Raw genomic sequence first — 14,042 nt, 5'->3', positions numbered from 1 at the left:
GGGTCAGCGCACCTTCGGCGGGAACAGGCCCTGAGGCCGGAAGGCCAGCACCATGGCCATCAGGATATAGATCGCCATTGCGGACAAGGCAGGCGCGGAAGTCTCAGCGCTCTCGGACGACATGAAAACTTTCAGCAGCTGGTCGAGAAAGGAGCGCCCCATTGTGTCGATTAGGCCGACCAGCATGGCAGCGACAAAGGCGCCTTTGATCGAGCCGATACCGCCAATGATGATGACGACGAAGGCGACAATGATGATCTCGTTACCCATGCCGATACTCGCCTCCGTGATCGGCGCGATCAGCATGCCGGCAAGACCGGCGAGCGCGGCGCCAACGGCGAAGACCAGCGCGAACAGTTTGCCGATATCAACACCAAGCGCCATCACCATGGTCCGGTTCGAGGCACCCGCGCGGATCAGCATGCCGATCCGGGTATGAGACACCATGACATAGAGGAAACCGGCGACGGCAAGTCCGGTGCTGATGATCAGGATCCGGAACACAGGGAATGTGTGGCCACCGAAGAGATCGATATGGCTGTCGAGGACTTCCGGCAGCGGGATGGCCATGCCGGTCGGGCCCCAGATGAAATCCACGGCCGTGTCGAAGCAGAGGATCATCCCGAAGGTCGCCAGCACATGATCCAGATGATCATGCGTATAGAGCGCCCTGACGACGATCAGCTCGACAATCCAGCCCAGCAAGGCGGTCAGCGGTAGCGCCAGAATGACACCGAGAACGAAGGAGTCCGTGAGCTGCACCAGCGTGGCGCAAAAATAGGCCCCCATCATATAGAGCGAGCCATGCGCCAAATTCACGAAGTCCATGATGCCGAAGACCAGCGTCAGGCCCGCGGCGAGCAGAAACAGGAGCACGCCAAGCTGCACCCCGTTCAGCATCTGAATTGTAAAGAGTCCCCAGTCCACCCAGCAGTCCTACTCAAACTTTATTTTTGCGCCAGAGGCGAAAACCGAAACCGGCGGGGCTCACGCTCCGCCGGTTTCCGTCATCCGAGGTGGATGATCACATTTTGCATTCGGCCGCGTATGGGTCCTGGTGGTTTTCCATAACCGTGCTGACGATCTTGGTGGTCCAGACACCGTCGGCATCCGCAACGACTTCACGCAGATAGAAGTTCTGGATCGGGAAATGGTTGTTCCCATAGCTGAACTTGCCGCGGGTGGACGGAAAGTCAGCTTTCTTCATGGCAGCGCGCATGCCGTCCTTGTTCGACAGATCGCCGTTCACCGCTTCGACCGCGCTCTTGATCAGGAAGATCGTGTCGTATGACTGGGCTGCATAGAAGGACGGATAGTGGCCATACTTCTTCTTGAAGCCCGAGACGAACTTCTTGTTCTGCGGATTGTCCAGATCCGGACCCCAATGCTGGGTATTGCGGGATCCCATGACACCGGCAAGATTACCGGCCTGCAGCTTCGGAAGGGCGATCGAGTCGACCGTGAAGACAGTGTAGAGCGGCATGGTGTCACGCAGTCCGGCCTGCTCGTACTGCTTGATCAGTGCGCCGCCGGCCTTGCCCGGATAGAACACCCAGAGAGCCTCGGCACCGGAAGCTTTCGCTTTCGCCAGTTCGGCGGAGAAATCGAGCTGCGCGTCCTTGCCCCATTTCGTCAGATCACGCCCGGCAATTTTGCCTTTGAAGGTCCGCTCGACACCGGCGATCATGTTCTTGCCGGCCGCATAGTTCGGAGCCATGACATAGACCGACTTGACGCCGTTCTGGTTCAGAACCTCGCCCATAGCCATCGGCGTCTGGTCGTTCTGCCAGGAGGTCGAGAAGAAATTCTTGTCGCACTGCTTGCCGGCAATCTGAGACGGGCCGGCGTTCGAGCTGATCAGGAAGGTGCCGGAATCGAGCGCTGATTTTTTCGACGCCAGCAGCACGTGGGACCAGATAAAGCCGCCGATGAAGTCGACTTGATCCTTCTTCACCAGCTTGTCGACCTTCTGCTTGCCGATCGGAGGCTTGAAGCCGTCATCCTCGATGATGAGCTCCACATCAAGGCCGGCCATCTTGCCGCCGATATCTTCCATCGCAAGATTGACCGCATCGACCATGTCCTGACCGATGACACCCGCGGGCGTGGTGATAGTGGTAACGAAACCGATTTTCACTTTGTCGGCCGCCATTGCCGGAGCAGCCAGAAAAGCTCCCATGGCCGCGAGGGCCGTTATTTTTTTGATCATTGCACAAGCCTCCCAGAATGATGCGGCAACTATGCCACAACAAGTACATGCAACATAGTGCACACCTTCTTACGAAAGTGCATTATACTTTCGCCCTTGGCAATCCTGATACGTAAGGCAGTATGCGCTGTTCGTGGCATGGATGCCGTGCTGCGCGCTGCTTTTCGCGCCACACACATTACAAGCCACTTGTTTCAATCAAGATTCCCCCACTGCTTCCCGATCCACATTTTCCGGCGCGATAATCGGGAGCATGATGGTTATCGCAGTGCCCTTTCCCGGCTTTGATGACACGGAGACAGTGCCACCAAGCGCGCCATGCACGATGGAATAGACAAGGTGCATGCCGAGGCCACTGCCACCACTGCCGAACTTCGTCGTGAAGAACGGCTCGAACACCCGGCGGACAACCTGCGGCGACATTCCCTTGCCGTTGTCGGTTACCGAAAGCGTTACGGCTCCACTCCTCCCGAAGTCACCAGCCACGACAATTCGGTCAGCTTCGTCTTTCTCGACGCTGTCTTCGTCAAACCCATGGAATATGGCGTTCTGTATGAGGTTGATCAAAACTTGCCCAAGCGGACCGGGATAGGAATCGAGGCGAATTCCTTCCGGCACCTGTGTTTCGATTTTCACAGCACGGCGCCCGATCGTCGCCGCCATGGTCGTGACGATATCGCTTACAGTTTCCGAGAGTTCAAACTTGCGTCGTTTGAGGCTGGTCTGATCGACAGCGACCTGTTTGAAGTGGGTGATCAGCTCGGCCGTACGTTCCAGCCCTCGATGAATGATGCCGAGCCCCTCGTCCATTTCCGCGAGAAATCGTGAAAACTGAGACTGAGAGATTTTGCCCTTCAGAAATCCGTCCTGTAGATCGGCCAAAGTGGCAATCAATTTGGTCACAACCGTGAAACTCGCGCCTACAGGCGTATTAATCTCGTGAGAAATCCCCGCGACCAACCCGCCAAGGGACGCCAGCCGGTCAGTCTCAATGAGCTGCGCCTGGGTTTGTTTAAGTTCGCTGATATCCGCGGTCGAGCCATGAAACCCGATGAATTCCCCATCACTCCAGACCGGCATTGCATTGATCCGAACGGTCCGAATACCGGTTGGATGATGCCGTTCAATCTCAATTCCACGGACCTGTTCCCTGGCTTCCAGTTTCCCCAGAAACGTGGACCAGACATCCCGCTGATCGACGAGACGTTCCTCATCCGTCACCAGCGCAATCATAGACTTGCCGATATAGTTCTCGCGCTTTCGGCCGGTGGCTTCGAAAAAATTCTCCGAACACCAGATGAAATTCAGATCGGCATCCAGCTCCCATAACCAATCGGCTGATGCGGAGGCGATATTCCGGAACCGCTCTTCACTGTGCCGGAGTTCCAGCGTGCGCGCCCGAACCGTGCTCTCCAGGCCTTCGTTCAATTTCTTGAGCGCATCCTGCGCATTCACGAAATCGGTGATGTCATACCGCATGCTGGCTACTGCCCGGACAGCTCCGTCTGCAGTCGCTATCGGAAAATTCACCACGCGAAACTCGGTTGCCTGCGCATTGTCGCCGGTCCGGTGGGAATAGTCGTAGGTCACCGCCCCAAGCGTCGCGACCACATTATCGGCGGCACGGGACATAAGCTCCGCATCCTCCATGCGATCACATCTGGCGATCACTTCGTCCACAGTGTGACCGAGCATGTCATTAACGCGCAGTCCAAGCTGGATTGCGGCCCTCGTATTGACGCGGATAAAGCGATCCGAGAGATCGCGAACGACAATGCCGCAATCGGCGTTCTCGAAGACATCGCTCATCAAAGCTTCAGCATCTCGGCGGGCGACTTCAGCGACAACCTGCGTGCTAACATCGGCTATCGTGCCAAACGTGCGCTTCAACCGACCATCTTCATAAAAGTCAAATTCGCCTGCAATCAGCAGATGGGCGATGCCACCGTCCTTGCGGATAATCCGGACCCGAAGCTCAAGCCCCGTATCGCCCGAGTGTAATTTGCGCTGGACCGTACGAAGCACTTCGCGATCACCGGGATGGACCCTCTGCAAGGCTTCGGAGAACGTAAAACTCTCCGCGCCGTCCGTACCGAAAATCTCCTGAGCCTGTTCGGAGAAATGGATGCGCCTTTCCGCACGCTCGAAGGTCCAGTGACCAATACCGCCAAGGCGCTGCGCACGCTTGAACCATCTGTCACGCTGCAAAACCTGTCCCTCAAGCTCCTTGAGAGGCGTGATATCCTGAATGGTTCCCATCGTGCCGATCAGACTGCCATCACGATCAAAGAGCGGATGGCCGCTGATCTGAACCCACAACATCCTGCCGTCCACACGGCGCGCCCGCACGACTATCCCGTAATCCCGTTTTTCCTTTATCCCAGCCTCACGCTCGGCGTGGCAGCGCGGCACATCTTCCGGATGCATCAATTCATCCCAAAAATAAAGCCGATCCCGCACCTTCGCGAACCCTTCCGGGATCGCGAAAATCTCCAGCAGAGCCTCGGACCAATACGTCGACTGGGTGGCATCCCAACTATACCAATGACCAACTCTGGCGATCTTCTCGACCTGTTTAAGCGTCGCTTCGGCGCCCCGGTGCTCCGTCACATCCCGATAGACAGCGAACAATCCGGCCGGTGAAACTTCGCTCACGGCAGTTGGCTGCAGTTCAAACAAAACATGATGGCTGTCATAAAGATCGCGGCCGAACCGAAGTTCGACTTCTTCCGTTACGTCTGCTGCACGGTTCCTGTCCCAAACAGCGTCGAAGCGCTCGGTATCTGAAGCAAGCAAGCAAGCCCGGATGTCCTCCGCCGATACTGTGTCGCGGTCCGGGGATATGATTCGTTGGAGAGAGCCGGCGAGGCGATAAAGGCCGGTTTCCGCGTCGCGCAAGATATAGCCGGCCTTCCCGACTTCCTTGATCCGCTCGAAAAGCCTGTCTGCAACAGGTCCCTTTGGAGGGGAGACAGAAGCGTCACCCGCCCCCATGCAAGAGCCAAACCCCGAAAAACCCTCCGGCCGCGTCGCTCCGGCAGGAAAGCTCTTCCCGCTCAAAAGAACCCTGCACTGCCTGGTTCCATCTGAAATAGTCAGGGAAAAATTGTGGAAAGCTTCGCCACGAAGAGCATGCTCGCCCCAAACAGCCAGAGCCTGATCCGTGTTCTCGGAACACCCAAGCAAGAGCCGCAGGGACACGGCTGCCTGATTGAGGCCGGTGAGTGCTTCGAAGTTATCCGAAAGGACAGTCGCCGCGCCGTCCCGGGCGCATCGCCACTCAAAGAAGTAATCTTCCGCTTTTGCCGAATGTGGCTCGGCGGCCTCCGGGCTATCCATTCCGGTATTACTCCGGGGGTCTATCACGCTTTACTCGGATCAGAGCCGCATACTAGTCAGCATTGGCCGTTCTGATGTCGATCATGGTGGTCAGGTTTTTCAGGAAAACATCGACCACCGCCGGATCGAAATGACGCCCGCTTTCCTCCTGGATGAGATGCACGGCTTTTTCAACAGACCACGCTTTCTTGTAGACCCGCTCGGAGGTCAGCGCGTCGAATACATCGACAAGCCCGATAATCCGCCCCTCGATAGAAATATCCTCGGCCTTGATGTTGTGCGGATAACCGCCACCGGCCCATTTCTCGTGATGTTCAAGTGCAATGCGCGCCGCCAGTTTCAGGATCGGCATGTCTGACGACCGCAGCATTTCGTAGCCGATCGTCGTATGCTCCTGCATTGCCTGCCACTCGTCAGGATCAAGCTTGCCCGGCTTGCACAGAATAGCGTCAGGGATGCCGATCTTGCCGATGTCATGCAAGGGAGCAGCCCGGAAAAGCAATTCGGAATCAGACGGGCTGAATCCCAGCCTGTCGGCGATCTCCCGGGCATAGAGCGCAACCCGCGAAACATGTCGCCCGGTTTCGCCGGACCGGGTTTCTACGGCCTCGCCCAGACGCAGCACGATTTCGCGTTGTGCGCGCTCGGTTTGGTCATGCAGGCGGAGATTATCGAAGGCGGTCAGAACCTGGGAAATGAAAATATCGACAATCTGGGCGTCCGACCCGCTCAACCCCTGTAATTCAGGCAGGTAAAGAAGGCTGGTCTGGCCGTTACGACCAACAATCCCGGTCATCAGTGTATTTGCGGTCCGGCTGGTGTGAATACCAGGTCCTCGACCGGCCAATTCCCCGACCAGTTTTTTCGTTTCCTCGTCAAGCGGCAGGTCCGTCAGCTTCCGCGCATCTCCATTCCCGCGGGGCCCGGCCACAATCTCAAAATCCTGCGCCAAACTGCAATTCGCATCCGCGACAGCAAGAACTCCGGATGATCCGATTTTGTCCTTCGGGTCGCGGTTCATATTCGCAATGTCTCCGAGATTCTCGAGAATCCCGCCGGCAAAGGCATCTAGTCCCGGTTTTTCGAACAGTGCGGTAGAGGCCTGCAGCACTTTCATAAGGCCTCGGCGATTTTGCTCCATGGCGAGATACTGCTGGTAGGAGCGCAAGCCCGCATAAGCGAGCGAGAAGAGCTTCTGCGCGCTGAGCTCGGTCTTTTCCTTATAGTCGCTGATATCGTAATCGATGATGACGCTTTGTTCCGGCGCGTGCCCTGGTTGGCCAGTCCGCACCACCAGCCGGATCAACTTGTTGCCCATCTCCTGACGAATGTAGTGAATCAGATCGAGACCGGCATTCGGCGTTTCCATGACCACATCGATCAGGGCAAGGCCGATATCGGGATGTTCAGCGAGGACCTCTTTGGCTTCCGCCGCCGAATATGCCGACAGAAGATTAAGCGGCCTTCCCTCGACCTCGACGTCGCGCAGTACAAGAGTCGTCGTCGCGGCCACATCGCGGTCATCATCCACGATGAGAACTTTCCACGGCTCGGCACAAGACGCCGACACGCCGTGATCTTCGACGAGAAATTCGAGAATATTCAGATCGTCGTCGGACATTCCGCTACCCGCGCGTCGCACACACTCATGCGCGACACGGCTCCTCTCAACTCTTTAGGGTTCGCTAAAAGACCCCAATTTTTCAACATGACTAGAGATATCCGGGAATCCTGAACTAACGATTAACGCCGGCCATCGAAAAAAGACTCTCGTCCCTGTCGAGCCTCCCGGACAGATGTCCCCGAACACGATCTCCAGATCACGCCTCCCGGCAATAATCCGCCCAGACCGCGGTGAGTTTCTCTTCGACACCGCGCGCGTACCGTTCCTGATCACACAGCGGCGATACTGAAACCTTCTGGCGTAGCGTCTGACGAATCTGAGCCAGGCGCTCAATATCCGAAGCCAGATCCACTCCCGTTGAAACGAACTCTTCGGCGCTCTCGGCAGCCCAGTTCGAAAACCCGGCATTGCTCAGATGGCTGAGTGAATGGCGGCCGGCGAAATGGCTCTGGGCCGCAAGCGATATGACGGGAACTCCCATCCAGAGCGCCTCGCAGGTCGTTAACCCGCCGGAATAGGGCATTGTATCCAGGGCGATATCCATCAGCCCATACCCGCCGAGGAATTCCTCGTGATAGGTGAAGGTCTTGAATTCGACTCGATCCGGTGCGATGCCGGATGCCGACAGGCAGGACCGGACATCGTCCTGAATGCCCGGATCGTCAAAACCGCGATAGGCGAGCAGCAAGCGCGACTGCGGGACGGCCCCCAGAACACCGGCCCACAGATCCAGAGTTTCATCGGTCAGTTTAGCCGGATTATTGAAGCTGCCGAAGGTGACGTAGCCATTGGCCAGTGCCGGGCTCGGTACGACCGGCGGCGACGTCGGGGCGGCCAGGAAACAGATATAATCGTCTGGCAGGACCAGCCAGCGTTCTGAATAGAATTTTTCGGTTCCCGGCAAGGTCTGGAACCGGTCGGTGACGAGATAATCCATACTGTCGAGACCTGTGGTGCCGACATAGCCCATCCAGCTCATCTGCAAAGGGGCGGCGCGCCGGGCGAACATCCCCATGCGGTTGGCGGCCGAATGACCGGCAAGATCGAACAGGATGTCCACCCTGTCTTGCTGTATCCGCCCCCGCAAATCGTCGTCGTCCTTACCGGTCGCATCGAACCAGTGGTCCGCGTGGCGGCGGAGCTCCTGTGTGAACAAGTCGCCCTTCCCAGCATCTGAATAGACCGATATCCGAAACCGGTTCCGTGCAAGACGCTTCAGCACCGGCAACAGGAAGAAGCCCACCGGATGCCGCTTCAGGTCCGGAGAGACAAAACCGAGATGGATCCGGCGGTCGACCCTCCGATCCACGTCGTAGTCAAGTGGCTCCTCACGCGGCGCCCAGTCCGCCGCCCATGCCTTGTGATCCTGATAAAGCGAACGCGCGGAAACACCGCTTTCATAATTGTGCCCCATGAGGAGGCCGGACTGGATCGTCCGATCTTCCGGGAAAGCGGAACGAGCCCACCGCAGATAGCGCTCCGCCATCTGATGCTTTCGCGATTGCCGGCAGGCATTCGCCAGCCCGACAAGCATATCCCGGTCCGGACCGCCGGCGACGAGCGCGCTCTTGATCGCAACTGTGGCGTCGCTATACGCACCACGGTCGAGCAAATATTTGCTGAAATTAGCCCAGGTTCGGGTGCTTTGCGGGTCAACCCGGAGGGCGCGGCGATACCCGGCTCGAACGCGATCAGCGGACACATCCGCCTTGGTCAGTTGCACGAGGTGATTTTGGAGCGCGGTCATCCCTCCTGGCTCCAGCACCAGAGACCGCTGGAATCCCTTTTCAGCCGCCTCTGATTGATCACCCGCATGCAGCGCGTTCGCCAAGGCAAGCCAACTGTCCGCCCGCGTCTGATCCAGAATCACGCATAAGCGCAGCAGCGACACCGCTTCCCGGTGCGCGCCTTGCTCAGACATTGAGCCGCCCAGCCTGGCGGAAACGACTCTATCGCTCGGGTCGAGAAGAAGGGAGCGCTTCAGCGCCGTGTCGGCGGCGACAACTTCCTTCTCCGCCTGCGCCACCAGGCCGATCGCCTTCCAGGCATCCGCGTACAGCGGATTGCCGCAAATCACCCGGCGCATCATCCGCGCTCCGGCCAGCCGCTCGCCTGAAACCGTCATCTCTGCCAGCAATTTCAGATGCCCGGGAAGTTCGGGGTTAATCAGAATGGCTTTACGAGCCAGCGCCTGCGCCGTTTCAGGGTGCCGGCTGCGCACCAGATTGGCCCAGTCACTCATCGCCGAAACATTCAAGGGGTCGAGATTTACAGCGGAAGCATAATGCTCCCCGGCCCGCTCAAGGTTCCCCTGCGAGGCTTCGGCAAAGGCCAGAAGCTGATGGAACGAACTTTTACGCGGCTCAAGCACGAGAGCCCTGCGGAGCAAGGACGCGCCACTTGCCGGACTGCCGTTTGATGTCGCAGCATCACCGGCGAGGGACAGTACAAGCGCGATTGGCGGATGCACGACGAGGACCTGCCGGTAGAGAAGCGCGGCCTCATCCAGTTGCCCGGACTGGTGCCGTGCAAAAGCCTCGTTCACCAACGCCTGTAAATCCACCCTGCTCGTCTCCCTTAGCGACGCACTCGTTACTGTCTGTCTAATCTTTTATCGTGATGAGGAAAAGTTGGCAGAAGGATTCTGTCAGACGGGAGAGCAGCTTGTCATTGCTCCCAATGGCGCGGCATGATTGCGCCCACTCCTGAGCTATCCTCACCTCTGCCCCCGATCGGAATAAACTCATGCGCGACACTTTGCTTGGCGCTCTCGTCTCTCCGGCCTCCATTGCCCTGGTCGGCGCCTCGAACTCGGAGGGCAAGCTTACCGCGCGCCCGATGCGTTTCCTGCGCCGCCATGGTTATGCAGGACGGATCTTCCCGGTGAACCCGGCCCGCGAAACGGTATTGGGCGAAAAAGCCTGGCCTTCGGTCAGCGCCATCCCGGAGAAAGTGGATTTCGCCTATATCCTGGTCGATGCCGATCCTGCCATCGCGGCGCTCAAGGATTGCGCGGCGGCGGGCGTCAAGGTTGCCGCTATTCTCGCCGACGGTTTCGCCGAGGCCGGGGAAGAAGGCGAACGCCGCCAGGCAGAAGTCCAGCGCATCGCCAGCGATGCCGGCATGCTGCTGATCGGTCCGAACTCGATGGGCGTCGTGCATACGCCGGCCGGTTTTGCCGCCACCACGAATGCCGCCTTCGGAGCCAAGGAAATCGGCCGCGGCCGGCTCGCCGTGATCTCCCAGAGCGGCAGCGTCATCGGCACCCTGCTCAGCCGCGGGGCCGCACGCGGCATCGACTTCTCGACCTTCGTCTCGGTCGGCAACGAAGCGTCATCAGGCATCGGTGAGATCGGCGAGATCCTGGTCGATCATCCGGAGATAGATGGCTTCCTCTTGTTCATGGAAACAATCCGGGACCGGGAAGCGCTCGGCCGTTTCGCGGCAAAGGCAAAAGCGGCGGAAAAGCCTGTCGTCGCCTACATGATCGGCAAATCGGAAGAAGGCCAGGCGCTTTCCGTCTCCCATACAGGAGCCCTCACCGGGTCCGCCGAGGCCGCGGACGCATTGCTGCGGAGCTTCGGCATCCGCAAGGCCGAGCAGTTGGAAACATTGCTTGAAGCCCCCGGTGCGCTCTTCAAGGCCCGGCTCAAATCCGGTCGCCCGAGAAGCGCAACCGTGATCGCAACGACCGGCGGCGGCGGCGCGATGGTGGTGGACCAGCTCAGCGCGCGCGGTGTCACCATCGCCGGCGCCAGTGCGGCAACCCGCGCCCATTTCGCCGAACACAAGATCCCGTGCGGCCACGGCAAGCTGGTCGATGTGACGCTTGCCGGTGCCCGCTACGAGGTGATGAAAGAAGCCGTCTCGACGCTGATCAAGGACCCGGAAACCGGCGTGCTGATCGTCGCAATCGGGTCTTCCGCGCAGTTCGACCCGGAACTCGCCGTCAAACCGATCGTCGACGCCGTCGCCGAAGCCCCGGCCGATGCAGCGCCTGTGCTTGCTTTCCCCTTGCCGCACGCGCCGGATAGCATGCGACTGCTGGAAGAAGGCGGTGTGCCGACCTTCCGCACGGTCGAAAGCTGCGCCGAGACGATTGCCATGCTGATGGCGGGCGCAGCCCCGTCCTCTTCGCCTGCAGATGGTCTGCCTGAGGCCGCACGTAAGCAAATCGAGGCGCTGACAGGCGGCATAGCGGATGAGGTTACGGCCGGCGCCATTTTCCAAAACCTCGGACTTACCGGGCCCGGCCAAACCGTGCTCGATCCCGGAACGGACGTCCCCGAAACATTGCCTTTCGCCTTTCCCGTCGTCGCAAAACTCGTCTCCCCGGACCTGCCGCACAAGACCGAGGCAGGCGCCATCCGCGTCGGGCTCAAGAGTCGCGACGAACTGGTGACGGCAGTTGCTGAAATGCAGGCTTCCGCGGAACAGTATCGACCCGGCTTCAGGTTGTCCGGTGTCCTTGTGCAGGAGCTCTGCACCGGTCTCGGAGAAGCCTTGATCGGTCTCTCCCGCGACCCTGTCGCCGGGCCGGTTGTCACTGTCGCCATGGGTGGCGTGATGACGGAAATCTATAAGGACAGTGCAGTCCGCCCGGCACCGCTCAGCATCGAAGCGGCGCGGGAAATGATCGAAGAGGTCAAAGGCTTCGCCTTGCTGCGCGGCTTCCGGGGACGCCCGAAAGGAGATCTCGAAGCCCTCGCCAAAGCGGTCGCCGCTTTCTCTCTGCTCGCGCTGGACGAGCGGATCGAGGAGGCCGAAGCAAATCCGGTACTGGTCATGGAGGACGGCGGCGGTGTCGTCATGCTGGATGCGCTGATCCGGTGCCATGTTACTTAAAATGGTTCGGTCACAGCGAGAAGACTCAAATAAACTTCGATAGGTTCATGTCATCGCATTTAGCGATGGGCAAGGCTGGTGGCGGAGATATCAGGCACCGCGCCTCAGTATTTGAGCCTTGATATGCGTGTGGACACCGGCGGCGATCACCCCTTGGAATGTGTCAGTTAGAGAGCGCAGGACCGGAGCGATCATATCCGTGATCGATACGCCACGAGGCTCGCCGGTCATCATGCCGGACTGGTATCCAGGTTCAAGATCGAGGCGCATCACTCTGCACCAATACTTCCAGCGACAGGAAATCCCGCCATTAATCCGCAATGATTCCGTAGCGTGTCTGACGTAACACCACAGCAAATACACCTTTATACGATCACAAATACTAAACCCTTACCAAGGATCCTACGCTCTCTCGTCATACAGGAGCGTGACCCATGAAAATTTTGACCCGCCTTGCTGCGGCTGGACTGATGGCCATTGGGCTGTCGGCTGGTGCAGCAAGTGCAGACGACCGGCCCGATCTCGTCGTTGCCGTCAACGATATCCCCGATACGCTCGAGCCTGCAGACGGGATGGGAAATATCCATGTCCGTCTTATCTACTCGATGTTCGACTCGCTGATCCGCCGTGATTTCCTTTCCGACGGTCAGGGCGGCGGCTCCAAGCTGGTGCCGGGCCTGGCCGAGAGCTGGACGGTGATCGACGACAAAACCATTGAATTCAAGCTGCGCAAGGGTACCAAATTCCACAACGGCGACGAATTGACCGCCGATGACGTGGTGTTCACTTTCACGATGGGGCGAATGATCGGCGAAGAGCCGGTGGTCGCAACCGGCAAGCGGTTCATGGACACCATCAGCCGTGCCGAGAAGGTCGACCGCTACACCGTTCGCGTGGTCAGCAAGGTGCCGGATGTCATGCTTGAGCAGCGGATGGCCGGTTACGCAAGCTGGATCGTCAATGCGCGCGAATACGTGCTGAAGGGCAACGAGTCCTTCAAGCGTGCGCCGGTCGGAACCGGCCCGTACAAGCTGGCCGAGTTCGTCGATGGCGAGTACATCAAGCTGGACGCCAATGACGATTATTTCGGCGGCAAGCCGACAGCCAAATCGATTACCTACCGTGTCGTGCCGGAGACCTCGGCGCGGATCGCCGGTCTGGTCAGCGGTGAGTTCGATATCATCGTCAACGTGCCGCCGGACCAGGTTCCGGTTCTGGCGGGCTACGATGATATCCAGGTTGAGCAGATCGTCCTCGATAACACCCATATGCTGGTTTTCTACCAGGACGCTCCGTTCATGAAGGACAAGAACGTCCGTCAAGCCCTGTCCATGGCGATTGACCGGGATCTGCTGCGCAAGGCGCTTTGGGACGACAAGAACTACACACCCAACAGCCACCAGCTGCCGTCCTACGTGATGTATATGCCGGACTATCCGGGATTTGAATTCAACCCCGAGAAAGCCCGCGCGCTGGTCGAGGCATCGTCCTACAAGGGCGAGGAGATCGTGTATCGCCTGCCGCTGAACTACTATCTGAACAGCCTCGAAGCCGCCCAGGCGATGCAGCAGATGTGGAAGGATGTCGGCCTCAACGTGAAGGTCGAGCCTGTGGAAACCTTCGCGCAGGTGACCGGCCAGGAAGGCACCCATATCCGTCCCTGGTCGAACACCCACCGCATGCCAGACCCGCTGGGATCCTTCGTCCCGCAGTGGGGTAATCTCAGCCCGGTGCAGAACAACAAGAAGTTCCCGGACCGGGCCTGGAAGGCGCCGGATCGCTTCAACGAGCTGCATCGTCAAATCGAGTCCGAAACCGACATGACCGCGCGGAAAGCGGCATATCGCGAGGCGCTTGATATCTGGATGGATGAGGCTCCGGGGACCATGCTGTACAATCCGCTGGAAACCTATGCCATGAAGTCGTCTGTCCAGTGGAAGCCTTACGCGCTCTACTACATGGACTTCCGTCCCTACAATCTGACCTTCGGTTCGGGGGACTGACTTAGGCTTGCACGCTGCGGCG

The 14,042-nt window shown here is 58.8% G+C and carries 8 protein-coding genes; 2 read left to right on the top strand and 6 right to left on the bottom strand.

Annotated elements, in window-relative coordinates; translation table 11 throughout:
• Positions 1 to 3 precede the first annotated feature (3 nt).
• The 5 genes from IG629_RS14555 to IG629_RS22960 form a co-directional block, all read right to left on the bottom strand.
• Complete coding sequence (locus IG629_RS14555) at positions 4 to 927, bottom strand: branched-chain amino acid ABC transporter permease (RefSeq protein WP_319025095.1); 924 nt, start codon at positions 925 to 927, stop codon at positions 4 to 6.
• Positions 928 to 1,024: 97 nt separating this feature from the next.
• Positions 1,025 to 2,209 carry an ABC transporter substrate-binding protein gene (locus tag IG629_RS14550; RefSeq protein ID WP_193172670.1) on the bottom strand — a complete coding sequence of 395 codons (1,185 nt, stop codon included), beginning with the start codon at positions 2,207 to 2,209 and terminating at the stop codon, positions 1,025 to 1,027.
• Positions 2,210 to 2,407: 198 nt separating this feature from the next.
• A complete protein-coding gene (locus tag IG629_RS14545) occupies positions 2,408 to 5,548 on the bottom strand; it encodes a PAS domain-containing sensor histidine kinase (RefSeq protein ID WP_193172669.1) in 3,141 nt (1,046 codons plus the stop codon).
• A 52-nt stretch (positions 5,549 to 5,600) separates the two neighbouring features.
• Positions 5,601 to 7,169 (bottom strand): HD domain-containing phosphohydrolase, encoded by a 1,569-nt coding sequence (locus IG629_RS14540; protein WP_193172668.1) that lies wholly within the window; start codon positions 7,167 to 7,169, stop codon positions 5,601 to 5,603.
• 199 nt (positions 7,170 to 7,368) lie between these two features.
• On the bottom strand, positions 7,369 to 9,735 hold the full coding sequence (locus IG629_RS22960) for a tetratricopeptide repeat protein (protein ID WP_193172667.1): 2,367 nt from the start codon (positions 9,733 to 9,735) through the stop codon (positions 7,369 to 7,371).
• A 182-nt stretch (positions 9,736 to 9,917) separates the two neighbouring features.
• Here IG629_RS22960 and IG629_RS14530 point away from each other — a divergent pair, with 182 nt between their 5' ends.
• Positions 9,918 to 12,017 (top strand): acetate--CoA ligase family protein, encoded by a 2,100-nt coding sequence (locus IG629_RS14530; protein ID WP_193172666.1) that lies wholly within the window; start codon positions 9,918 to 9,920, stop codon positions 12,015 to 12,017.
• A 90-nt stretch (positions 12,018 to 12,107) separates the two neighbouring features.
• Here IG629_RS14530 and IG629_RS14525 read toward each other — a convergent pair whose 3' ends face one another.
• Positions 12,108 to 12,287 (bottom strand): hypothetical protein, encoded by a 180-nt coding sequence (locus tag IG629_RS14525; protein WP_193172665.1) that lies wholly within the window; start codon positions 12,285 to 12,287, stop codon positions 12,108 to 12,110.
• A 164-nt stretch (positions 12,288 to 12,451) separates the two neighbouring features.
• Between IG629_RS14525 and IG629_RS14520 the strand changes: the two genes are divergently transcribed.
• The gene (locus IG629_RS14520; protein WP_193172664.1) at positions 12,452 to 14,020 is read left to right on the top strand and encodes an ABC transporter substrate-binding protein; all 1,569 of its coding nucleotides are present in this window, start codon (positions 12,452 to 12,454) and stop codon (positions 14,018 to 14,020) included.
• Positions 14,021 to 14,042 lie beyond the last annotated feature (22 nt).

This window comes from Nisaea nitritireducens, from assembly GCF_014904795.1.
GTDB classification, from domain to species: Bacteria; Pseudomonadota; Alphaproteobacteria; order Thalassobaculales; family Thalassobaculaceae; genus Nisaea; species Nisaea nitritireducens.
This window is presented reverse-complemented; position numbering and strand designations above follow the sequence as displayed.

Excerpts from the sequence above, each read along its gene's own strand:
- IG629_RS14525 (WP_193172665.1), bottom strand. The coding sequence starts at position 12,287 with ATGCGCCTCGATCTTGAACCTGGATACCAGTCCGGCATGATGACCGGC.
- IG629_RS14530 (WP_193172666.1), top strand. The coding sequence starts at position 9,918 with ATGCGCGACACTTTGCTTGGCGCTCTCGTCTCTCCGGCCTCCATTGCC.
- IG629_RS14545 (WP_193172669.1), bottom strand. The coding sequence starts at position 5,548 with ATGGATAGCCCGGAGGCCGCCGAGCCACATTCGGCAAAAGCGGAAGAT.
- IG629_RS14550 (WP_193172670.1), bottom strand. The coding sequence starts at position 2,209 with ATGATCAAAAAAATAACGGCCCTCGCGGCCATGGGAGCTTTTCTGGCT.
- IG629_RS14520 (WP_193172664.1), top strand. The coding sequence starts at position 12,452 with ATGAAAATTTTGACCCGCCTTGCTGCGGCTGGACTGATGGCCATTGGG.
- IG629_RS14540 (WP_193172668.1), bottom strand. The coding sequence starts at position 7,169 with ATGTCCGACGACGATCTGAATATTCTCGAATTTCTCGTCGAAGATCAC.